Source organism: Pseudomonas sp. NPDC088368 (assembly GCF_044753445.1).
GTDB lineage: Bacteria > Pseudomonadota > Gammaproteobacteria > Pseudomonadales > Pseudomonadaceae > Aquipseudomonas > Aquipseudomonas bambusae.
Genome location: NZ_JBIVNG010000001.1, coordinates 724,750 through 746,168 on the forward strand (window position 1 = coordinate 724,750; position 21,419 = coordinate 746,168).

The 21,419-nt window shown below is 60.8% G+C and carries 13 protein-coding genes and 1 pseudogene; 9 read left to right on the plus strand and 5 right to left on the minus strand.

Features of this window, described 5'->3' with window-relative positions:
* Nucleotides 1-445 precede the first annotated feature (445 nt).
* The gene (locus ACIQAL_RS03065; protein ID WP_401142216.1) at nt 446-5,302 is read left to right on the plus strand and encodes an NAD-glutamate dehydrogenase; all 4,857 of its coding nucleotides are present in this window, start codon (nt 446-448) and stop codon (nt 5,300-5,302) included.
* Nucleotides 5,303-5,492: 190 nt separating this feature from the next.
* Here ACIQAL_RS03065 and acnB read toward each other — a convergent pair whose 3' ends face one another.
* The gene (acnB, locus tag ACIQAL_RS03070; protein WP_166593245.1) at nt 5,493-8,093 is read right to left on the minus strand and encodes a bifunctional aconitate hydratase 2/2-methylisocitrate dehydratase; all 2,601 of its coding nucleotides are present in this window, start codon (nt 8,091-8,093) and stop codon (nt 5,493-5,495) included.
* A 438-nt stretch (nt 8,094-8,531) separates the two neighbouring features.
* On the opposite strand from acnB, the gene ACIQAL_RS03075 reads away from it, so the two are divergent.
* A complete protein-coding gene (locus ACIQAL_RS03075) occupies nt 8,532-9,005 on the plus strand; it encodes a DUF1289 domain-containing protein (protein WP_401142220.1) in 474 nt (157 codons plus the stop codon).
* 296 nt (nt 9,006-9,301) lie between these two features.
* On the opposite strand, the gene ACIQAL_RS03080 is transcribed toward ACIQAL_RS03075, so the two are convergent.
* Entirely contained in the window at nt 9,302-10,177 is an 876-nt protein-coding gene (locus tag ACIQAL_RS03080) for a universal stress protein (RefSeq protein ID WP_401142222.1), read from the minus strand.
* A 194-nt stretch (nt 10,178-10,371) separates the two neighbouring features.
* Here ACIQAL_RS03080 and ACIQAL_RS03085 point away from each other — a divergent pair, with 194 nt between their 5' ends.
* From ACIQAL_RS03085 to ACIQAL_RS03105, 5 genes are all read left to right on the plus strand, one after another.
* Nucleotides 10,372-10,980: a tRNA-(ms[2]io[6]A)-hydroxylase gene (locus ACIQAL_RS03085; protein ID WP_401142406.1), complete on the plus strand. Its 609-nt coding sequence runs from the start codon at nt 10,372-10,374 to the stop codon at nt 10,978-10,980.
* Nucleotides 10,981-11,129: 149 nt separating this feature from the next.
* Complete coding sequence (locus tag ACIQAL_RS03090; protein ID WP_401142225.1) at nt 11,130-11,603, plus strand: MarR family winged helix-turn-helix transcriptional regulator; 474 nt, start codon at nt 11,130-11,132, stop codon at nt 11,601-11,603.
* Nucleotides 11,600-13,096, plus strand: a complete 1,497-nt coding sequence (locus ACIQAL_RS03095; protein ID WP_401142228.1) for an efflux transporter outer membrane subunit — start codon at nt 11,600-11,602, stop codon at nt 13,094-13,096. Before ACIQAL_RS03090 ends, ACIQAL_RS03095 begins: the two co-directional genes overlap by 4 nt.
* Before the next feature lie 10 nt (nt 13,097-13,106).
* Nucleotides 13,107-14,396, plus strand: a complete 1,290-nt coding sequence (locus tag ACIQAL_RS03100; protein WP_401142231.1) for an HlyD family efflux transporter periplasmic adaptor subunit — start codon at nt 13,107-13,109, stop codon at nt 14,394-14,396.
* Between the two features lie 76 nt (nt 14,397-14,472).
* Complete coding sequence (locus ACIQAL_RS03105) at nt 14,473-16,005, plus strand: DHA2 family efflux MFS transporter permease subunit (protein WP_401142233.1); 1,533 nt, start codon at nt 14,473-14,475, stop codon at nt 16,003-16,005.
* Nucleotides 16,006-16,305: 300 nt separating this feature from the next.
* Here the strand turns inward: ACIQAL_RS03105 and lpxH are convergent, their stop codons facing one another.
* Nucleotides 16,306-17,073, minus strand: a complete 768-nt coding sequence (lpxH, locus tag ACIQAL_RS03110) for a UDP-2,3-diacylglucosamine diphosphatase (protein ID WP_401142236.1) — start codon at nt 17,071-17,073, stop codon at nt 16,306-16,308.
* Nucleotides 17,070-17,573: a peptidylprolyl isomerase gene (locus ACIQAL_RS03115; protein WP_166593237.1), complete on the minus strand. Its 504-nt coding sequence runs from the start codon at nt 17,571-17,573 to the stop codon at nt 17,070-17,072. Before ACIQAL_RS03115 ends, lpxH begins: the two co-directional genes overlap by 4 nt.
* A gap of 280 nt (nt 17,574-17,853) precedes the next feature.
* Between ACIQAL_RS03115 and ACIQAL_RS03120 the strand changes: the two genes are divergently transcribed.
* Nucleotides 17,854-19,551 (plus strand): glutamine--tRNA ligase/YqeY domain fusion protein, encoded by a 1,698-nt coding sequence (locus ACIQAL_RS03120; RefSeq protein WP_401142239.1) that lies wholly within the window; start codon nt 17,854-17,856, stop codon nt 19,549-19,551.
* A gap of 24 nt (nt 19,552-19,575) precedes the next feature.
* Nucleotides 19,576-20,958: a cysteine--tRNA ligase gene (cysS, locus tag ACIQAL_RS03125; RefSeq protein ID WP_166593235.1), complete on the plus strand. Its 1,383-nt coding sequence runs from the start codon at nt 19,576-19,578 to the stop codon at nt 20,956-20,958.
* A 270-nt stretch (nt 20,959-21,228) separates the two neighbouring features.
* Here cysS and ACIQAL_RS03130 read toward each other — a convergent pair.
* Nucleotides 21,229-21,354, minus strand: a pseudogene (locus ACIQAL_RS03130) (helix-turn-helix domain-containing protein); the annotation flags it as partial.
* Nucleotides 21,355-21,419: the final 65 nt, after the last annotated feature.

Genomic DNA, 21,419 nt, shown 5'->3' on the forward strand with positions numbered 1-21,419 from the left:
CTGTGCAATTGGCGTACCTGACACAACCGAGGTATCCGGTTTTGCTGTCGCTACGCGCCAGATCGCAGGCAAGCCAGCTCCCACGGCCTGCGGCCAGAAGCAACCGCGTCAATTCCCCCTCTGAAACATTCCCCTACAACCCGATGTCCGAATATGTCGCAGCGTCGCAAGCAGGGCGGGCCCCGCTCTCGTTAAGCTGCGCAGCAGATGAACGGACATGGGCCGAGCCTGCCTGGGCAGACGCACATCGACCGTCATTCGGGTCAATCGAATGTGACGACGCACACACGACGAGCGTTACTACTAGGGCATGTGGTCGCGAACGGCGCCTTGTCACGATCTGCCGACTATCATCGAACAGGCGCAAGCGTGGCACACACATGCAGCACGACCCCGAAACACGCATCTCTCCTATATAAAAGCCAAGCCAAGCGGAGTACCACAGATGGCGTTCTTCACCGCAGCCAGCAAGTCCGACTTTCAGCATCAACTGCGAGCGGCACTGGCTCAGCACATCAGTGAACAGGCACTGCCACAAGTGGCGCTGTTCGCCGACCAGTTCTTCGGCATCATTTCCCTCGACGAGTTGACCCAACGCAGGCTGTCCGACCTTGCCGGCTGCACCCTGTCCGCATGGCGTCTGCTCGAACGTTTCGAACACAGCACCCCGCAAGTGCGCGTCTACAACCCTGATTACGAGCGTCATGGCTGGCAATCCACCCACACCGCCGTTGAAGTGTTGCACCACGACCTGCCGTTCCTGGTCGATTCTGTCCGCACCGAGCTGAACCGTCGCGGTTACAGCATCCACACGCTGCAAACCACCGTGCTGAGCGTGCGCCGTGACGAGAAGGGTCAACTGGTCGAACTGCTGCCAAAAGGCACGACCGGTGACGACGTCCTGCAAGAATCGCTGATGTACCTGGAAATCGACCGTTGCGCCAATGCCGCCGAGTTGAACGTACTGGCGCGCGAACTGGAGCAGGTGCTGGGCGAAGTGCGGGTCGCGGTCGAAGACTTCGAACCGATGAAAGCCAAGCTGCACGAACTGCTGGCGGGCGTCGATGCCATCGAATACAACGTCGACCCGGACGAGAAGGCCGAGGTCAAGGTCTTCCTCGAATGGCTGGTGAACAACCATTTCACCTTCCTGGGCTACGAAGAGTTCACGGTCGAGGGCGGCGCCGAAGGTGGCCAACTGACCTACGATCAGTCCTCCTTCCTCGGCCTGACCAAACTGCTGCGTGCGGGCCTGACCGCCGAAGAGCTGCACATTGAAGGCTACGCAGTGAATTACCTGCAAGAGCCGACTCTGCTGTCCTTCGCCAAGGCCGCCGCGCCGAGCCGCGTGCACCGTCCGGCGTACCCGGACTATGTGTCGATCCGCCAGATCGACGCCAACGGCAAGGTCATCAAGGAATGCCGCTTCATGGGCCTGTACACCTCGTCGGTGTACGGCGAAAGCGTGCGCGCCATTCCGTACATCCGCCGCAAGGTGGCCGAAGTCGAGCGCCGTTCCGGTTTCGACGCCAAGGCCCACTTGGGCAAAGAGCTGACCCAAGTCGTCGAAGTGCTGCCACGTGACGACCTGTTCCAGACCCCGGTGGACGAGCTGTTCACCACCGTCATGTCCATCGTGCAGATCCAGGAGCGCAACAAGATTCGCGTGTTCCTGCGCAAAGACCCGTACGGCCGCTTCTGCTACTGCCTGGCCTACGTGCCGCGTGACGTCTACTCCACCGAAGTGCGCCAGAAGATCCAGCAGGTGCTGATGGAGCGCCTGAAGGCCAGCGACTGCGAGTTCTGGACCTTCTTCTCCGAGTCCGTGCTGGCCCGTGTGCAGCTGATCCTGCGCGTGGACCCGAAAGTCACCCTCGACATCGACCCGCAGCAGCTGGAAAACGAAGTCATTCAGGCCTGCCGTTCGTGGAAGGACGACTACGCCAGTCTGGTCGTCGAAAGCTTCGGCGAAGCCCAGGGCACAAACGTCCTGGCCGACTTCCCGAAAGGCTTCCCGGCCGGTTACCGCGAGCGGTTCGCTGCGCATTCGGCAGTCGTGGATATGCAGCACCTGCTGAACCTGTCCGACGCCAATCCACTGGTGATGAGCTTCTACCAGCCACTGTCGGGCGATAAAGCGCAGCTGCACTGCAAGCTGTACCACGCAGACACCCCGCTGGCGCTGTCCGACGTGCTGCCGATTCTGGAAAACCTTGGCCTGCGTGTGCTGGGTGAATTCCCGTATCGCCTGCGTCACACCAACGGCCGCGAATTCTGGATTCACGACTTCGCCTTCACCTATGGCGAAGGGCTGAACCTGGACCTGCAACAGCTCAACGACACGTTGCAGGACGCGTTCGTCCACATCGTCCGTGGCGAAGCGGAGAACGACGCGTTCAACCGTCTGGTGCTGACGGCCGGGCTGCCATGGCGCGACGTGGCGCTGCTGCGTGCTTACGCCCGTTATCTGAAACAGATCCGTCTGGGCTTCGACCTGGGCTACATCGCGAGCACCCTGAACAACCACGCCGACATTGCCCGCGAGCTGACCCGTCTGTTCAAGACCCGCTTCTATCTGGCGCGCAAGCTGTCCGGTGGCGATCTGGACGACATGCAACAGCGTCTGGAAACCGCGATCCTGTCGGCGCTGGACGACGTTCAGGTGCTCAACGAAGACCGCATCCTGCGTCGCTACCTTGACCTGATCAAGGCGACCATGCGCACCAACTTCTACCAGACCGACGCCAACGGCCAGAACAAGAGCTACTTCAGCTTCAAGTTCAACCCGCGTCTGATCCCCGAGCTGCCGAAACCGGTGCCGAAGTTCGAAATCTTCGTCTACTCGCCACGGGTCGAGGGCGTTCACCTGCGTTTCGGCAACGTCGCCCGTGGCGGCCTGCGCTGGTCGGACCGTGAAGAAGACTTCCGTACCGAAGTGTTGGGCCTGGTAAAAGCCCAGCAAGTGAAAAACTCGGTCATCGTGCCAGTGGGCGCGAAGGGCGGCTTCCTGCCCCGTCGTCTGCCGACGACCGGCACCCGCGACGAAATTCAGGCCGAAGCCATCGCCTGCTACCGCATCTTCATTTCCGGTCTGTTGGACATCACCGACAACCTGAAAGAAGGCGCACTGGTGCCACCGGCCAACGTCGTGCGTCATGACGACGATGACCCGTACCTGGTCGTCGCAGCGGACAAGGGCACCGCAACCTTCTCCGACATCGCCAACGGCATCGCCATCGACTACGGCTTCTGGCTGGGCGACGCGTTCGCTTCCGGTGGTTCGGCCGGTTACGACCACAAGAAGATGGGCATCACCGCCAAGGGCGCGTGGGTCGGCGTGCAACGCCACTTCCGCGAGCGTGGGATCAACGTCCAGCAAGACAGCGTCAGCGTGATCGGCGTCGGCGACATGGCCGGTGACGTGTTCGGCAACGGCTTGTTGATGTCCGACAAGCTGCAACTGGTGGCCGCGTTCAACCACCTGCACATCTTCATCGACCCGAATCCGGACCCGGCCACCAGCTTCGCCGAGCGTCAGCGTCTGTTCGACCTGCCGCGTTCGGCCTGGACCGACTACGACACCAGCATCATGTCCGAAGGCGGCGGTATCTTCCCGCGCAGCCTGAAGAGCATCACCATCACCCCGCAGATGAAAGCACGCTTCGACATCAGCGCCGACAAACTGACCCCGACCGAGCTGATGCACGCACTGCTCAAGGCGCCGGTGGACCTGCTTTGGAACGGCGGCATCGGCACCTACGTCAAGGCCAGCTCCGAGAGCCATGCCGACGTGGGCGACAAGGCCAACGACGCATTGCGCGTCAACGGCAACCAGCTGCGCTGCAAAGTGGTGGGCGAGGGCGGCAACCTCGGCATGACCCAACTGGGTCGCGTCGAATTCGGCCTGCTGGGCGGTGCGACCAACACCGACTTCATCGACAACGCCGGTGGTGTGGACTGCTCCGACCACGAAGTGAACATCAAGATCCTGCTCAACGAAGTGGTGCAGGCCGGTGACATGACCGAGAAGCAGCGCAACCTGCTGCTCGAAAGCATGACCGACGAAGTGGGCAACCTGGTGCTCGGCAACAATTACAAGCAGACGCAAGCCCTGTCCCTGGCGGCCCGTCGTGCCTACGAGCGCATTGCCGAATACAAGCGCCTGATGAGCGACCTGGAATCCCGTGGCAAGCTGGACCGCGCCATCGAGTTCCTGCCCGCCGAAGATCAGATCGCCGAGCGCGTGGCCGAGAAACAAGGCCTGACCCGCGCCGAGCTGTCGGTATTGATCTCGTACAGCAAAATCGACCTCAAGGAAGCGCTGCTGGAATCCCGCGTCCCGGACGACGACTACCTGGCCCGCGACATGGAAACCGCTTTCCCGCCGTCACTCGGTGCGAAGTTCTCGGAGTCCATGCGTCGCCACCGTCTGAAGCGTGAAATCGTCAGCACCCAGATCGCCAACGACCTGGTCAACCACATGGGCATCACCTTCGTGCAGCGGCTCAAAGAGTCGACTGGTATGAGCGCGGCCAACGTGGCCGGGGCCTACGTGATCGTGCGTGACATCTTCCACCTCCCGCACTGGTTCCGTCAGATCGAGGCGCTGGACTACAAGGTTCCCGCTGAAATTCAGCTGGCGCTGATGGATGAACTGATGCGCCTGGGACGTCGCGCCACTCGCTGGTTCCTGCGCAGCCGTCGCAACGAACTCGACGCGGCACGTGACGTCGCGCACTTCGGGCCGCACCTCGCGGCACTGGGCCTGAAACTGGACGAGCTGCTGGAAGGCCCGCCCCGTGAAGTCTGGCAGGCGCGTTATCAGGAGTACGTCGAAGCGGGCGTACCTGAGTTGTTGGCACGGATGGTGGCAGGCACTACGCACCTCTACACGCTGCTGCCGATCATCGAAGCGTCCGACGTCACCGGTCAGAACGCCGCCGATGTGGCCAAGGTCTACTTCGCCGTGGGCAGCTCGCTGGACGTGACCTGGTACTTGCAGCAGATCAGCGCATTGCCGGTGGAAAACAACTGGCAGGCCCTGGCCCGCGAAGCGTTCCGCGACGACATCGACTGGCAGCAACGGGCGATCACCGTCTCCGTCCTGCAAATGGCCAACGGCCCTGCGGACGTGGAAGAGCGCCTGAACCTGTGGCTGGAGCAACACCTGCCGATGGTCGAGCGTTGGCGCTCCATGCTGGTCGAACTGCGTGCAGCGAGTGGTAACGACTACGCGATGTACGCGGTCGCCAACCGCGAGCTGCTGGACCTGGCCATGAGTGGGCAGACGACGGTGGTTTGAGGCGCTAGCTTCAAGTTGTAAGCGTCAAGCTGCAAGAAAAAGCCCTGCGTCGAGAGATGTGGGGTTTTTTTTGCTTCACGTGGAGCGTCACGTGAGGCATTCCCACGCGGAGCGTGGGAACGATCAACAAAACCAATCCCCATAAAAAAACCCCACCGAAGTGGGGTTCTTTCAACGCTGTGTTTCGATCTTACGCTTGAACAACCGGGATGTTGGCGTTCGCAGCGGATTCACGGAACTCGGCGATCTGGTCGAAGCTCAGGTAGCGGTAGACATCGGCAGACATGCTGTCGATCTTGCCCGCGTACACCATGTACTCCTCGACGGTCGGCAGGCGACCCAGGATCGATGCAACGGACGCCAACTCGGCCGAGGCCAGGTAGACGTTCGCGCCGTCGCCCAGACGGTTCGGGAAGTTACGGGTCGAGGTCGAGACCACGGTGGCGTTCGGGTTCACACGTGCCTGGTTACCCATGCACAGCGAGCAGCCCGGCATTTCCATGCGTGCGCCAGCCTTGCCGTAGATGCCGTAGTAGCCTTCTTCGGTCAGTTGGTGAGCGTCCATTTTGGTCGGCGGCGACAGCCACAGACGGGTTGGCAGCTGACCTTTGACTTGGTCCAGCAACTTACCGGCAGCGCGGAAGTGACCGATGTTGGTCATGCACGAACCGATGAACACTTCGTCGATCTTCTCGCCAGCAACACTGGACAGCAGACGGGCGTCGTCCGGGTCGTTCGGCGCGCAGAGCACAGGCTCTTTGACGTCCGCCAGGTCGATCTCGATGATTTCAGCGTATTCAGCGTCAGCATCGGCTTCCAGCAGTTCAGGGTTGGCAATCCAGGCTTCCATCGCCTGGGCACGACGCTCCAGCGTACGTGGATCACCGTAGCCTTCCGCGATCATCCAGCGCAGCAGGGTGATGTTGGAGCTGAGGTATTCGATGATCGGCTCTTTGGAGAGCTTGATGGTGCAACCGGCAGCCGAACGTTCGGCTGAGGCGTCGGACAGCTCGAAAGCCTGTTCGATGCTCAGGTTGTCCAGACCTTCGATTTCCAGGATGCGACCCGAGAAGGCGTTTTTCTTGCCTTTCTTCTCGACGGTCAGCAGGCCTTTCTGAATCGCGTAGTAAGGAATCGCGTGAACCAGGTCACGCAGGGTGACGCCCGGTTGCAGCTTGCCTTTGAAACGGACCAGGATCGATTCCGGCATGTCCAGCGGCATGACGCCAGTGGCAGCGGCGAACGCGACCAGACCGGAACCGGCCGGGAACGAGATACCGATCGGGAAACGGGTGTGCGAGTCACCACCGGTGCCGACGGTGTCCGGCAGCAGCATGCGGTTCAGCCAGCTGTGGATGATGCCGTCGCCCGGACGCAGCGAAACGCCGCCACGGGTCATGATGAAATCAGGCAGGGTGTGGTGGGTCTTGACGTCGATCGGCTTTGGATAGGCCGCGGTGTGGCAGAAAGACTGCATCACCAGGTCGGTCGAGAAGCCCAGGCACGCCAGGTCTTTCAGCTCGTCACGGGTCATCGGACCGGTGGTGTCCTGAGAACCGACGGTGGTCATCTTCGGTTCGCAGTAAGTACCTGGACGGATGCCGTCGGTGCCGCAGGCCTTGCCGACCATTTTCTGCGCCAGGGTGAAACCCTTGGTGCTGGCCGCTGGAACGTCAGGCAGCTTGAACAGGGTCGATGGTGGCAGACCCAGCTCGGTGCGTGCCTTGCCAGTCAGACCACGACCGATGATCAACGGAATACGGCCACCGGCGCGGACTTCGTCCAGCAGCACAGGGGTTTTCAGTTCGAAAGTGGTGATCACTTCGTCGCTGTCGTGCTTGGTGACTTTGCCTTCATATGGGTAAACGTCGATCACGTCACCCATGTTGATGTTGGTCACATCGAATTCGATTGGCAGTGCGCCGGCATCTTCCATGGTGTTGTAGAAGATTGGAGCGATCTTGCTGCCGAAGCAGAAGCCGCCAGCGCGCTTGTTCGGCACGTAAGGAACGTCGTCACCAAAGAACCACAGCACCGAGTTGGTGGCGGATTTACGCGAGGAACCGGTACCGACCACGTCACCGACGTAGGCGATAGGGAAGCCTTGACCGCGCATTTCTTCGATCTGCTTCATCGGGCCTATGGCGCCTTGCACATCAGGCACGATGCCGTCGCGTGCCATTTTCAGCATGGCCAGGGCGTGCAGCGGGATGTCAGGACGGGACCAGGCATCCGGTGCAGGCGACAGGTCGTCGGTGTTGGTTTCGCCGGTGACCTTGAAGACGCGCAGGCTGATCTTTTCAGCCAGGGTCGGACGCTTCTGGAACCACTCGCCGTCAGCCCAGGACTGCAGCACGCCTTGAGCGTGTGCGTTGCCGTTCTTGGCTTTTTCAGCGACGTCGTGGAAGGCGTCGAACATCAGCAGGGTGTGCTTCAGTTGCTCGGCTGCGACAGGTGCCAGATCGGCATCGTCCAGCAGGTCAACCATGGTCACGATGTTATAGCCGCCCTGCATGGTGCCGAGCAGTTCAACAGCGCGCTTCTTGTCCAGCAGAGGGGAAGAGACTTCGCCCTTGGCCAGAGCGGAGAGGAAACCGGCTTTGACGTAGGCAGCTTCGTCAACGCCTGGTGGAACGCGGTTGGTGATCAGATCAAGGAGGACAGCTTCTTCGCCAGCCGGTGGGTTCTTCAGCAGCTCGACCAGGCCTGCGGTTTGTTCGGCGTTAAGCGGCTGGGGCACGATACCCTGGGCGGCACGCTCTTCGATGTGTTTACGGTAGGCTTCAAGCACAGTATTACCCTCATCAGTGGTCCCAAATGGGTGTCCGGGACGCTCATCCGGAAAAAGTCCGCGACCGTGCATGTCAAAACTTTTTGAGTTTTCAGGCAGGAAGCTGACGATCTCCAACAGAAGCTGTTTTCAAAGTTTTACGCCTGCATGAACGGCTCTGGGAGGGAGGGGACGCAGGATTACGCCTGCGTCGAACCGTACTGCGGGGTAAGGCTCCATAGGGAAAGTGGCGCTTGCCGACTTTCCGTACAGATCCTGGACTGTGCTCGTGACGCTTTGAAAACAGCTTCCAACGGACATTGGCGCCTTAAAAGGCCCGGTGATTCTACGGCAAAAAAAAGGGAAAGGTAAGTTAGCCCCTACATCTTCGGGGGTGTACCGATTTAGACAAAGGGCTAACATGCGGGCTTGTTTCGTCCGCTGCCGTGTTTTTCCGCCATGCCCAACCACATCATCAAAACGCCCTGTGTCGGCCTGTGTTCCACCGTTTACGGGGACCTCGTGTGCCGGGGATGCAAGCGTTTTCACCACGAAGTCATTCACTGGAATGGCTACAACGAGGAAGAAAAGCGCGCGGTGTGGCTGCGGCTCGAACAATTGCTGGTGCAGGTAATGGCCGCGAAAGTCGAAGTGTTCGACCCCGGTTTGCTGCGTCAGCAGCTCGAACAGCGCAAAATCCGCTTCGTGCCGCAGCAATCGGAGTATTGCTGGGCATACCAGTTGATCGCGCGCGGGGCGAGGGTGATCAACAACGTGGAAGCGTACGGCATGGTGCTGATGCCCGAATTTCGCGACTGGCCGCTGCCGGAACTGCGCGATGCCATTGATCGGGAATTCTTCCTGCTGTCCGAAGCGCATTACGAACGTTACATCGCGCCGGGCTTTTTGAAGGATGCGATGGGGCAAAGCTGATCCGTGCCCGGCTTTTTATTCTGGCCGAAGGCCTGGGGGGCTGCTGGCGCGAATCGCATTTGATTCTGGCCGAAGGCCGTGGGAGTTGGCTTGCCTACGATCGGCCCGGGGTCGCGCTCGACCGAAGCGGCAGCAAAACCGGGCATCCCGTTCTGCCAGACACACCGCGTGAGCAGAGTTTACTGCCGCTGCGCGCCAGATCGTAGGCAAGGTGGAGCGCCACCCCGGCACTCCCACGCCTGCGGCAGAAGCCGACCATCGTAGCCTAGTCTGCGGCAGAAGCGAGTGCGAACGCCCTACGCCTGCGCCAGATGCTTCTTCAACTGCGCCACGATCTCCTCGCTCTTCAGCACCAGCACATCGCTTTCCAGCGAGTCCAGCACCACTTCTGCCGTGTTCCCGATCAGCGCGCCCGAAAATCCCGTCCGCGCCACGGTTCCAATGACCGTCACCGCCGCCTGTAAATGATGTGCTGTGAACGGGATCAGCACATCCGCCGGTCCCTCGGCAATGTGCAGGTGAGCATCGTCGATGTCGAACTCAGTCTGAAACGCCTTGCACTGTTCGCGATATTCCCCCTCGACGTGGGTCGGCAGTTGATACACCGGCTCTGCCGCCGACAGCGTGGGGGAGGGGTGCGCCGCGATCACGTGGAGTTCACCGCCCGCCATCTCTGCCAGGCTAAAACCGTGCTGGACGATGCTGTAGTGCAAGGCCGTGTGCTCGCCGTCCGGATTGCCGACATCGACGGCCGCCAGGATCGCCCCGCCTTTCCACGGCCTGTCGGAGTTCACCATCAGCACCGGGCACGGGCAGTGGCGCAGCAATTTCCAGTCCGCCGGGGCAAGCAGGGCTCTTCTCAGAGTGCTGTCGGGAAAGTGCTGTTTGATGACCAGGTCCGCACCCTGCGCCTGTTGCGCCTGGACGATGGTCTGGTGCGTGCTTTCGTGCCAGTTCTGCTCGGTGGTGACCTCGATCCCCTTGGCTTCCAGCACATGGCGAAGGTCCGACAGCAGTTCGCCGTGATCCGCACTTTTGTCGCACACCAACAGATGCAGGCTGGCCTCGGTGGCACGGGCGATCAGGCAAGCGCGAGGCATGGCGAGGTTGGCGACCTGATCGGTGTCAGCGTTGGGTTCAATGACCACCAGAATCCTGCGAATCGCGTGCATGAGCGGATCTCCTATGAAGACGTCATGAAACCTTCGACCCTACTTGAGCTGTCGGGGTTCGCCCGTTGACTATAGCTGGCCCAGACGACGCGACGCGTTGATCGGCGTCATCGGATTTCCGGCCCAAGAGGCTGGTTCTGCGCGTCGAGGCCCGTATAATGCTGCGCCTTTCCCACTCTGCCAGTCGTGAACCCATGCCGCTTTATCCAGACATCGATGCCTTCCTGCTTTGCCCGACCCCGGACGCCTGGGTTCAGGCCGCCTTGCAGAACCTGGATATCCTGCTGATCGACCACGCGAACAATGAAAAGAAAGCCGCCGGTGCGGCGTTCCAGTTCATGTTCCAGTACAACGACAAATTCGACCTCTTGGCGAAAATGTCGCGTCTGGCACGGGAAGAGTTGCGTCACTTCGAGCAGGTGATCGGCATCATCAAGAAGCGCGGCATCCCCATGGCCAACATCAGCTCGGCGCGTTATGCCGGGTCGTTGCGCAAGCTCGTTCGCACCCACAACCCCTACCGATTGACCGACGCGCTGATCGTCGGCGCCATTGTCGAAGCGCGCTCCTGCGAACGTTTCGCCGCGCTGGTCCCGCACCTGGACGCGGACCTCTCGAAGTTCTACGCCAGCCTGCTCAAGTCCGAGGCCCGGCATTTTCAGGATTACCTGAAGCTGGCCTACACCTATGGCGACGAGGCGGACGTTAACGCCAAAATTGAAGAAATTCGCCTGGCGGAGCGCGAACTTATCGAAAGCCCGGACGAGGATTTCCGGTTTCACAGCGGCGTGCCTGCGCTGTAATTCCCAACCGCCCCAGCACACTTCCTCTCATCCGACGAGCACATTCGTCTGGAACTCTGCATCCTGAAAATTGTTTCATTGTGTGTTTACTGCTTAGGCAGTAATATCGGCTCAAAATCACTGCCTAGGCAGATAATGGGTGGCTATCAATGGCACATTTCACTTCCGAGAGTTTTCAATGCAGCCTGCTGGGCATGCTGATCGGCCGAGCCGAACAACTGAAAAACCGCATCCTCGACAAACTGCTTGAACCCTACGAACTGACGGCTCAGCAATTCAAAGTGCTGATCATCGTCGCGTTGTATGGCGCCGAAACACCGGCTGACCTCTGCCGTTCGCTGTGCCTGGACAGCGGCTCCATGACCCGCATGCTTGACCGTCTGGAACAGAAAGACCTGCTGACCCGTGCCCGCTCCGAATCGGATCGCCGTCAGGTGCGTCTGGTGCTGACTGATGCCGGCAAAACGCTGTCGAACCTGCTGCCGCAAATCGGCGCAGAGGCCCTGAACGAAATGGTCGGGGTGCTGGACAAGGACGAACTGGCCATGCTGGAAAAGTTGCTCACCAAGGTGCTGGTCGCGGCGGCGGACCCGATCACACTCGCCCGGATTGCAGCCAAATGAACATTCGATCCCCACAGGGCTCGGCCCTTCGCACCTCTCTCAGTCTGGTGTTCGCCGCACTGGTCATGGCAGGTTGCGCGAACTCCAAAGGCTTACACACCGAGGCCGTCGGCATCGACGCCAACAGCTTGCAGGCCGGAAACAGCCTCAATGGCATCAACCTGTCGCCAGCGGCCTGGCCGAAGCGCGACTGGTGGACCAGCCTGGGCGACCCTCAACTCAACGGCCTGATTACGGAAGCCCTGCGCGACAGCCCTGACATGCAGATCGCCGCCGCGCGGACCCATCAGGCCAGTGCTGCCGCTTATGCCGCCGACGCCGAGCGCATGCCGACCGTCGATGCCAATGCCAGTGTCAGCCGTTCGCGTCTGGCCAAGGATCAGGACCCGACCGGCACCGGCGACCGTTACAGCACGCTGCGGAGTTTGGGCGCGAGCTTTAATTACAACTTTGACCTGTGGGGCGGCCAGCGTGCCGCCTGGGAAGCGGCGTTGGGCCAGGCCCGCGCTTCTGAAATCGACCAGCGCGCCGCGCAGTTGACCCTCGCGGCCGACGTCGCCCGCGCCTACAGCGATCTGGGTCAGGCCTACATCGTTCGCGACCTGGCGGCCGACGACCTGAAACGCACGCGGCAATTGCTGGAGTTGGGCGCCCGTCGCTTCAAGTCCGGCATCGACAGCGAGTACCAATACCAGCAGACCGAGAGCCTGGAAGCCGGCTCCCGCGAAGCCTTGGTCGACGCCGACAAGCGCCTGCGCACCGCCAAAATCACCCTGGCCGTACTGATGGGCAAAGGCCCGGATCGCGGCGAAGAGCTGGCCCGTCCGACCGTGCTGAAACCTGCGGTCGTTGCCTTGCCGTCGGTGGTGCCGGCTGAATTGCTCGGCCGTCGCCCCGATCTGGTGGCCGCGCGCTGGCGGGTCGAGGCGGCAAACAAGGACATCGCGGTCAGCAAGACCAACTTCTACCCGAACCTGAACCTCAGTGCGTCGGCGGGGGTGGAGTCGCTGCTGGGTGACGCGATGTTCGGTTCGGCGAGCCGCTTCTTCAACGTCGCGCCGACCGTCTCGTTGCCGATCTTCGACGGCGGTCGTCGTCGCGCCGACCTCGACGCCCGAGACGCCGACTACGACCTGGCCGTCGCGCAGTACAACAAAAGCCTGGTGCGTGCCTTGGGTGATGTCAGCGACAACATCGGCCAATTGCGTTCGATCAGCGGGCAGATCGACGCCCGTCAGCAGGCCACCGACGTCATTCAGAAGTCCTACAACACCGTCGTTCAGCGTTATTCCTCGGGGATCGGCAACTACCTCGATGTGTTGAGCGTCGAGCAGCAACTGCTGCAATCGCAACGCCAACTGGCTGATCTCAACGCGGAACGAATCGATCTTTCGATCCAGTTGATGCAGGCACTGGGGGGAGGCTTCGAAGAGAGCAAGCCCGGCGAAAACGCCGCCCCGGCCGTCCCGTCAACTGCATCGCTGACCCATTAAGGTAATCGTCATGGCCAACGCCGATAGCGAAAACAACACTGCAAACGAACAAAAGAACGACGCTCAGAAGCCGGGCGACCAGCAGAACCAGAACGGTCAGAAGGATCAGAAAGACCAGAAGGCCGCGCCGGGTCAGCCGCAGAAAAACCCGCGGAAACGCAAGCTGTTGATGTTCGGCCTGTTGATCATCGTGATCCTCGCCGGTATCGGCGTCTGGGCCTGGTATGAAATCTACGGCCAATGGTACGAAAGCACCGACGACGCCTACGTCAACGGCAACGTGGTGGAGATCACTCCGCAAACCACAGGCACGGTGGTCAGTATCGGCGCCGACGATGGCGATCTGGTTCGCGAAGGGCAGGTGCTGGTGCAGTTCGACCCGAACGATGCCGAAGTCGCGCTGCAAAGCGCCGAAGCGAATCTGGGCAAGGTCGTGCGTCAGGTGCGCGGTCTCTACAGCAATGTGGACGGCATCAAGGCGCAATTGGCCGCCCAGCGTGCCGAGGTCAAACGGGCTCAGGACAACTACAACCGTCGTCGCAACCTGGCAGCGGGCGGGGCGATTTCCCAAGAAGAGCTGTCCCACGCGCAGGATGACCTGACCAGTGCGCAAAACGCCCTGAACAACATCCAGCAGCAACTGGTGACCAGCACGGCCCTGGTGGACGACACCAACGTGGCGTCGCACCCGGATGTGAAAGCGGCTGCGTCGCAGTTCCGTCAGGCTTACCTGAACAGCGCCCGCAGCACGCTGATCGCGCCGGTCACCGGTTACGTGGCCAAGCGCACGGTGCAGCTGGGCCAGCGCGTCCAGCCGGGCACGGCGCTGATGGCGGTGATCCCGCTGGATCAGGTGTGGATCGACGCCAACTTCAAGGAAACCCAATTGGGCAAGATGCGCATCGGCCAGCCGGTGGACATCGAAGCGGACCTTTATGGCAGCGACGTGAAATACAGCGGCACCGTGGACAGCGTCGGCGCCGGGACCGGCAGCGCGTTTGCCCTGCTGCCCGCGCAGAACGCCACGGGTAACTGGATCAAGATCGTGCAACGGGTGCCGGTGCGGATTCACATCAACCCTGACGAACTGAAGCAAAACCCGCTGCGTATCGGCCTGTCCACCGTCGTTGACGTGAACCTGCACGACCAGAACGGCCCGGTGCTGGCGCAACAGCCGCCGAAGCAGGCGTCGTTCACCACGGACGTGTACGTCAAGCAACTGGCCGAAGCCGACACCCTGATCGGGCGCCTGATTCACGAGAACAGCGCCTCCGGCCCGGACAAGGCTGCCCAGCGCTGACCCGCCAATCCCTTGGTTCCATCCCTTGGAGGCATCTCTCGCGACGGGACCATTTTGAAGAGTCAAAGGATTCGCGATGAGTAACAACGCTCCCGCTTCTTTCACGCCGCCCAGCCTGGTCTTGAGCACCATCGGCCTGTCACTGGCGACGTTCATGCAGGTGCTGGACACCACCATTGCCAACGTCGCGTTGCCGACGATTTCCGGCAACCTGGGGGTGAGTTCGGACCAGGGCACTTGGGTTATCACCTCGTTTGCGGTCAGTAACGCCATCGCGCTGCCATTGACCGGCTGGCTGAGCCGTCGCTTCGGCGAAGTGAAGCTCTTTATATGGGCGACACTGCTGTTCGTGATCGCCTCGTTCTTGTGTGGCATTTCGACGTCGATGCCCGAACTCGTGGGCTTCCGGGTGGTGCAGGGTCTGGTCGCAGGCCCGCTGTACCCGATGGCGCAGACGCTCCTGATTGCCGTCTACCCCCCGGCGAAACGGGGGATGGCACTGGCACTGCTGGCGATGGTCACGGTGGCGGCGCCGATTGCCGGGCCGATTCTTGGGGGCTGGATCACCGACAGTTATGCCTGGCCGTGGATCTTCTTCATCAACGTGCCGATTGGCCTGTTCGCCGCTGCCGTGGTGCGCACGCAACTGGCGGCGCGTCCGGTGAACATCGTCCGCCAACCCATGGACTACATCGGGCTGATCACCCTGATCATCGGCGTAGGCGCCTTGCAGGTGGTGCTCGACAAGGGCAATGACCTGGACTGGTTCTCGTCGAATTTCATCATCATCGGTTCGGTGATCTCAGCCATCGGCATAGCCGCCTTCATCATCTGGGAGTTGACCGATGAACACCCGGTGGTGAATTTGCGGCTGTTTTCGTTCCGCAACTTCAGGGTCGGGACCATTTGTCTGGTGCTGGGCTACGCGGGCTTTTTCGGGATCAACCTGATTTTGCCGCAATGGTTGCAGACGCAGATGGGCTACACGCCGACTTATGCGGGGCTGGCCGTGGCGCCGTTGGGGATATTGCCGGTGCTGCTGTCGCCGTTCGTGGGCAAATACGCGCCGAAGTTCGACCTGCGGCTATTGGCAGGCCTGGCGTTTCTGGTCATCGGCATGAGCTGTTTCCTGCGCTCGAATTTCACCAGTCAGGTGGATTTCTACCACATCGCGATGGTGCAGCTGTTCATGGGGGCGGGGATTGCGGTGTTCTTCATGCCGACCTTGAGCATCCTGCTGTCGGACCTGCCGCCGTCGCAGATTGCCGACGGTTCGGGGCTGGCGACGTTTTTGCGTAACCTCGGCGGCAGCTTCGCGGCCTCGTTGACGACCTGGATCTGGATTCGCCGGGCGAACATGCACCACGCGTACCTCAGCGAAAACGTGAACACCTACGAACCGACCACGCGACACGCGCTGGACATGCTCGGCGGGCCGAGCAATCAGGCCTACGCGCAGCTCGACAGCATGGTCACCAGCCAGGCCTACATGATGTCCACGGTGGATTATTTCTACATGATGGGCTGGGGGTTCATGGTGCTGATCTTCATCATCTGGATGGCCAAACCCCCGTTCGCCGCCAAGGCCGGGCCTGGGGCGGGGCATTGATGATTTGTACTTATGATGCTGGCCAGGTTCCCGGTCATGGATGATTGCTTTTGATTCTGGCCGGTGGCGTTGTTGATGGTTATTGCTTTTGATTCTGGCCGAAGGCCGTAGGAGCGTTGCTTGCTCGCGATCTGGCGCGAAGCGGCAGCCAATCCTGCGCACTCGGTGTGCCTGACACAACGGAAATGTCAGGTTTTGCTGCTGCTCCGCAGCAGATCGCGAGCAAGCAGCGCTCCCACGCCTTCGGCAGAAGCAGGTCGGTGGCGATCTCACGGTCGCCACCGCTAGTAAGCCGTGCTGCTACAGGTCAGGTGCGGTGTGAGAAGGCAGCCCCAGCGGCTGCTCCTGCACAAACCCGAACGAGGTCAGTTGAAAGCCTTGTTCATCGACCTGCAACGCCCATCCTTCGCGGTCCCAATCCCCCAGCACGATCCGTTGCGCGGTATCGCTGCCGATCTGCAGCTTGTGAATGGCGGGGCGGTGGGTGTGGCCGTGGATCAGGGTTTTCACCCCATATTCGGACATGATCCGCGGGACTTCTTCCGGGGTCACGTCAACGATGTCGTTGGCTTTCATGCGGGTCTGCGCGCGGCTTTCACTGCGCAACTTGCGCGCGAGTTTATGCCGGGTGCTCAAAGGCAGATGGCGCAGCACCCATAAAGTCAGTGGATTGCGCAGGTAGCGGCGCAAACGCATATAGGCTTCGTCGCGGGTGCACAGGCTGTCGCCGTGCATCAACAACACCGGCTCACCGTTGAATGGCACGACACTCGGGTCTTTCAACAGGGTGCAGCCCGCGGCCTTGCAAAAAGCCTTGCCGATCAGAAAATCGCGATTGCCGTGCATCAGGAACACCTGCGTGCCGCTGTCGCTCAAGGCGCGCAGGGCTTCGCAGATCGAGCGCTGGAAAGGCGACATCGCGTCATCGCCAATCCAGACCTCGAAAAAATCCCCGAGGATATACAGCGACTCGGCCCCACGGGCGCGGTCGCTGAGCAGATCCAGAAACGCCCGGGTAATGTCCGGGCGTCCTTCTTCCAGATGCAGATCGGAGATCAGCAATATCACTCAACGATCTCGGCTTTCTCGATGATCACGTCGTCAGCCGGTACGTCCTGGTGGCCTGCTTTGGAAGTGGTGGCGACGCCTTTGATCTTGTCGACCACGTCCGAACCTTCGACCACTTCACCGAACACCGCGTAGCCCCAGCCTTGAACGGTTTTGGCGCTGTGGTTCAGGAAGCTGTTGTCAGCGACGTTGATGAAGAACTGGGCCGAGGCAGAGTGCGGCTCCATGGTACGGGCCATGGCCACGCTGTACTTCTTGTTCGGCAGGCCGTTGTCGGCTTCGTTCTGGATGCTTGGGCGCTTGTCTTTCTTTTCTTTCATGCCTGGCTCGAAACCGCCGCCCTGGACCATGAAGTTGCCGATGACGCGGTGGAACACGGTGTTGCTGTAATGACCCGCGTTGACGTATTCGATGAAGTTGGCAACGGTGATCGGCGCTTTCTCAGCGTTCAGTTGCAGGACGATGTCACCGTGGTTGGTGGTCAGTTTTACTTTGGACATGTTCGAATCGCTCTTTTGGAATTCGTGGTTGGACGTGTCGATCGCGGTTTACAGCATAGAAGCTGGCTGCAAGGGCCGCTGATTCACCCTGGCGCGCAGTTTACAGAGGCAGGTTGCCCTACGGGTAGTTGCAATTAAACCCGCGGCCTGAAATCACCTGCCAGGTATCTCGGCAGTTTTGTCACTGCGCGCTGTCAGGGGCTTGACAGGTTCGGCTATGATAGGCGCTTTGATTTATTCGGCCTACCCTGGCCAAGACTGTCAGGTTTTCAAGGATCCTATGAGCAAGCCCACTCAAGACGCTGCTGCCACCACCAAGGCAGGCCCTGCAATTCCAACCAACTTCCTGCGCCCCATCGTGCAGGCAGACCTGGATTCGGGTAAGCACACCCAGATCGTGACCCGTTTCCCGCCGGAGCCCAACGGCTACCTGCACATCGGTCATGCCAAGTCGATCTGCGTCAACTTCGGTCTGGCTCAGGAATTCGGTGGCGTTACGCACCTGCGTTTCGACGACACCAACCCGGCCAAGGAAGACCAGGAATACATCGACGCCATTGAAAACGACGTCAAATGGCTGGGCTTTCAATGGTCCGGTGAAGTGCGCTACGCCTCGCAGTATTTCGATCAACTGCACGACTGGGCCGTCGAGCTGATCAAGGCGGGCAAAGCCTATGTTGACGACCTGACCCCTGAACAAGCGCGCGAATACCGCGGCACCCTGACAGAACCGGGCAAGAACAGCCCGTTCCGTGAGCGCGGCGTCGAGGAAAACCTGGACCTGTTCGCCCGCATGAAGGCCGGTGAGTTCGAAGACGGCGCCCGCGTGCTGCGCGCCAAGATCGACATGGCCTCGCCGAACATGAACCTGCGCGACCCGATTCTGTACCGCATTCGCCACGCCCATCACCACCAGACGGGCGACAAGTGGTGCATCTACCCGATCTACGACTTCACCCACGGTCAGTCGGACGCCATCGAAGGCATCACCCACTCGATCTGCACCCTGGAATTCGAAAGCCACCGTCCGCTGTACGACTGGTTCCTCGACAACCTGCCGGTGCCGTGCAAGCCGCGCCAGTACGAGTTCTCGCGCCTGAACCTGAACTACACCATCACCAGCAAGCGCAAGCTCAAGCAACTGGTCGATGAAAAGCACGTCAATGGTTGGGACGACCCGCGAATGTCGACCCTGTCGGGCTTCCGCCGTCGCGGTTACACCCCGGCATCGATCCGCAATTTCTGCGAAATGATCGGCACCAACCGTTCCGACGGCGTGGTCGATTTCGGCATGCTCGAATTCAGCATCCGTCAGGACCTGGACCACAACGCCCCTCGTGCCATGTGCGTGCTGCGTCCATTGAAGGTCGTGATCACCAACTACCCGGAAGACAAGGTCGATCACCTCGAACTGCCGCGTCATCCGCAGAAGGAAGAACTGGGGGTGCGCAAGCTGCCGTTCTCCCGCGAGATCTACATCGACCGCGACGACTACATGGAAGAGCCGCCGAAGGGCTACAAGCGCCTGGAACCGAACGGCGAAGTGCGCCTGCGTGGCAGCTACGTGATCCGCGCCGACGAAGCGATCAAAGATGCCGACGGCAACATCGTCGAGCTGCGTTGCTCGTACGACCCGGACACCCTGGGCAAGAACCCGGAAGGCCGCAAGGTCAAGGGCGTGGTCCACTGGGTCCCCGCCGCTGAAAGCATTGAATGTGAAGTGCGTCTGTACGACCGTCTGTTCCTCTCCGCGAACCCGGAGAAGGCCGAGGAGGGCAAGACCTTCCTGGACAACATCAACCCGGGCTCCTTGCAGGTCCTGACCGGTTGTCGGGCTGAACCCTCGTTGGGTGAAGCTCAGCCGGAAGACCGTTTCCAGTTTGAACGCGAAGGCTATTTCTGCGCGGACATCAAAGACTCGAAACCTGGTCAGCCGGTATTCAACCGGACCGTCACGCTGCGTGACGCGTGGACTTGATGCAGTACAGATAAGAGGCAGAACGTGCTTTCCATTTACAACACGCTCACCAAGAGCAAAGAAGTCTTCAAGCCGCTGGATGGCAACAAGGTGCGCATGTACGTCTGCGGGATGACCGTGTACGACTACTGCCACTTGGGCCACGGCCGCAGCATGGTCGCGTTCGACCTGGTCACTCGCTGGCTGCGTTTCAGCGGCTACGACCTGACCTACGTGCGCAACATCACCGACATCGACGACAAGATCATCAACCGCGCCCGTGAAAACGGCGAAGCGTTCGATGCCCTGACCGCGCGCATGATCGACGCGATGCACGAGGACGAAGCGCGCCTGAACATCCTCAAACCGGACATGGAGCCGCGCGCCACCGACTACATCGGCGGCATGCACGACATGATCCAGAGCCTGATCGACAAGGGCTACGCCTACGCGCCGGGCAATGGCGACGTGTACTACCGCGTCGGCAAGTTCCTGGGCTACGGCAAGCTGTCGCGCAAGAAGATCGAAGACCTGCGCATCGGTGCGCGGATCGAGGTCGACGAAGCGAAGGACGACCCGCTGGACTTCGTGCTGTGGAAAGGCGTCAAGCCGGGCGAGCCGAGCTGGGAATCGCCCTGGGGCGCAGGCCGTCCGGGCTGGCACATCGAATGCTCGGTGATGTCGACCTGCTGCCTGGGCGAGACCTTCGACATTCATGGCGGCGGCTCCGACCTGGAATTCCCGCACCACGAGAACGAAATCGCCCAAAGCGAAGCGGCCACCGGCAAGACCTACGCCAACGCCTGGATGCACTGCGGCATGATCCGCATCAATGGCGAGAAGATGTCCAAGTCCTTGAACAACTTCTTCACCATTCGCGACGTGCTGGATAAATATCACCCGGAAGTGGTGCGTTACCTGTTGGTGTCGAGCCACTACCGCAGCGCGATCAACTACTCCGAAGACAGCCTGAAAGAGTCGAAGGGCGCGCTGGAGCGTTTCTATCACGCGCTCAAAGGTCTGCCGGTCGCCGAGCCTGCCGGTGGCGAAGCGTTCGTCGAGCGTTTCTCTGCGGCAATGAACGACGACTTCGGCACGCCGGAAGCCTGTGCGGTGCTCTTCGAGATGGTCCGCGAGATCAACCGCCTGCGTGACAGCGATGTCACGGCTGCGGCCGGTCTGGCGGCACGCTTGAAGCAACTGGCCAGCGTGCTGGGCGTGTTGCAGCTTGAAGCCGACGACTTCCTGCGCGCAGGCGCTGAAGGCCGTGTCGATGCAGCTGAAGTTGAAGCGTTGATTGCAGCGCGCCTGCAGGCTCGGGTCGACAAGAACTGGGCCGAATCCGACCGCATCCGCGACCAGCTCACCGCCATGGGCGTGGTGCTGGAAGACGGCAAAGGCGCAACGACCTGGCGCTTGGCGGATTGATCGGCAAATTTTGATCCGGCAACGCCTGTGACATCGATTCGCGAATGAATTCGCTCCCACAGATTGATCGCGTATCGCCTGTGGGAGCGGATTCATCCACGATGACGCCAGAACAACCCAACTCCCACAAGTTGAAATACGATCAACCTGTGGGAGCGGATTCATCCGCGATGACGCCAGAACGACCCAACTCCCAAAGTTGAAATGCGATCAACCTGTGGGAGCGAATTCATTCGCGAAGGCGTCGGGTCAGGCGCCACTTATCTCAAATCAGAAACCCTGCTCCCGAAGCCGCTTATAAAGCGTATTCCGACTCACCCCCAGCCGCTTGGCCAGCTGCGAAATATTCCCCCCGGCCGCGTGCAACAGCTCGTTCAACTCCTCCGGCGTATCCAGCGCGGCCTTACGATTGAACGCCGTCACCCGCTCGCTGTTCTCGCTCTCCATCTCCTGATCGACAA

Excerpts from the sequence above, each read along its gene's own strand:
- ACIQAL_RS03095 (WP_401142228.1), top strand. The coding sequence starts at position 11,600 with ATGAACATTCGATCCCCACAGGGCTCGGCCCTTCGCACCTCTCTCAGT.
- ACIQAL_RS03115 (WP_166593237.1), bottom strand. The coding sequence starts at position 17,573 with ATGTCCAAAGTAAAACTGACCACCAACCACGGTGACATCGTCCTGCAA.
- ACIQAL_RS03085 (WP_401142406.1), top strand. The coding sequence starts at position 10,372 with ATGCCGCTTTATCCAGACATCGATGCCTTCCTGCTTTGCCCGACCCCG.
- ACIQAL_RS03080 (WP_401142222.1), bottom strand. The coding sequence starts at position 10,177 with ATGCACGCGATTCGCAGGATTCTGGTGGTCATTGAACCCAACGCTGAC.
- ACIQAL_RS03065 (WP_401142216.1), top strand. The coding sequence starts at position 446 with ATGGCGTTCTTCACCGCAGCCAGCAAGTCCGACTTTCAGCATCAACTG.
- ACIQAL_RS03090 (WP_401142225.1), top strand. The coding sequence starts at position 11,130 with ATGGCACATTTCACTTCCGAGAGTTTTCAATGCAGCCTGCTGGGCATG.
- ACIQAL_RS03075 (WP_401142220.1), top strand. The coding sequence starts at position 8,532 with ATGCCCAACCACATCATCAAAACGCCCTGTGTCGGCCTGTGTTCCACC.
- ACIQAL_RS03100 (WP_401142231.1), top strand. The coding sequence starts at position 13,107 with ATGGCCAACGCCGATAGCGAAAACAACACTGCAAACGAACAAAAGAAC.
- ACIQAL_RS03105 (WP_401142233.1), top strand. The coding sequence starts at position 14,473 with ATGAGTAACAACGCTCCCGCTTCTTTCACGCCGCCCAGCCTGGTCTTG.
- ACIQAL_RS03120 (WP_401142239.1), top strand. The coding sequence starts at position 17,854 with ATGAGCAAGCCCACTCAAGACGCTGCTGCCACCACCAAGGCAGGCCCT.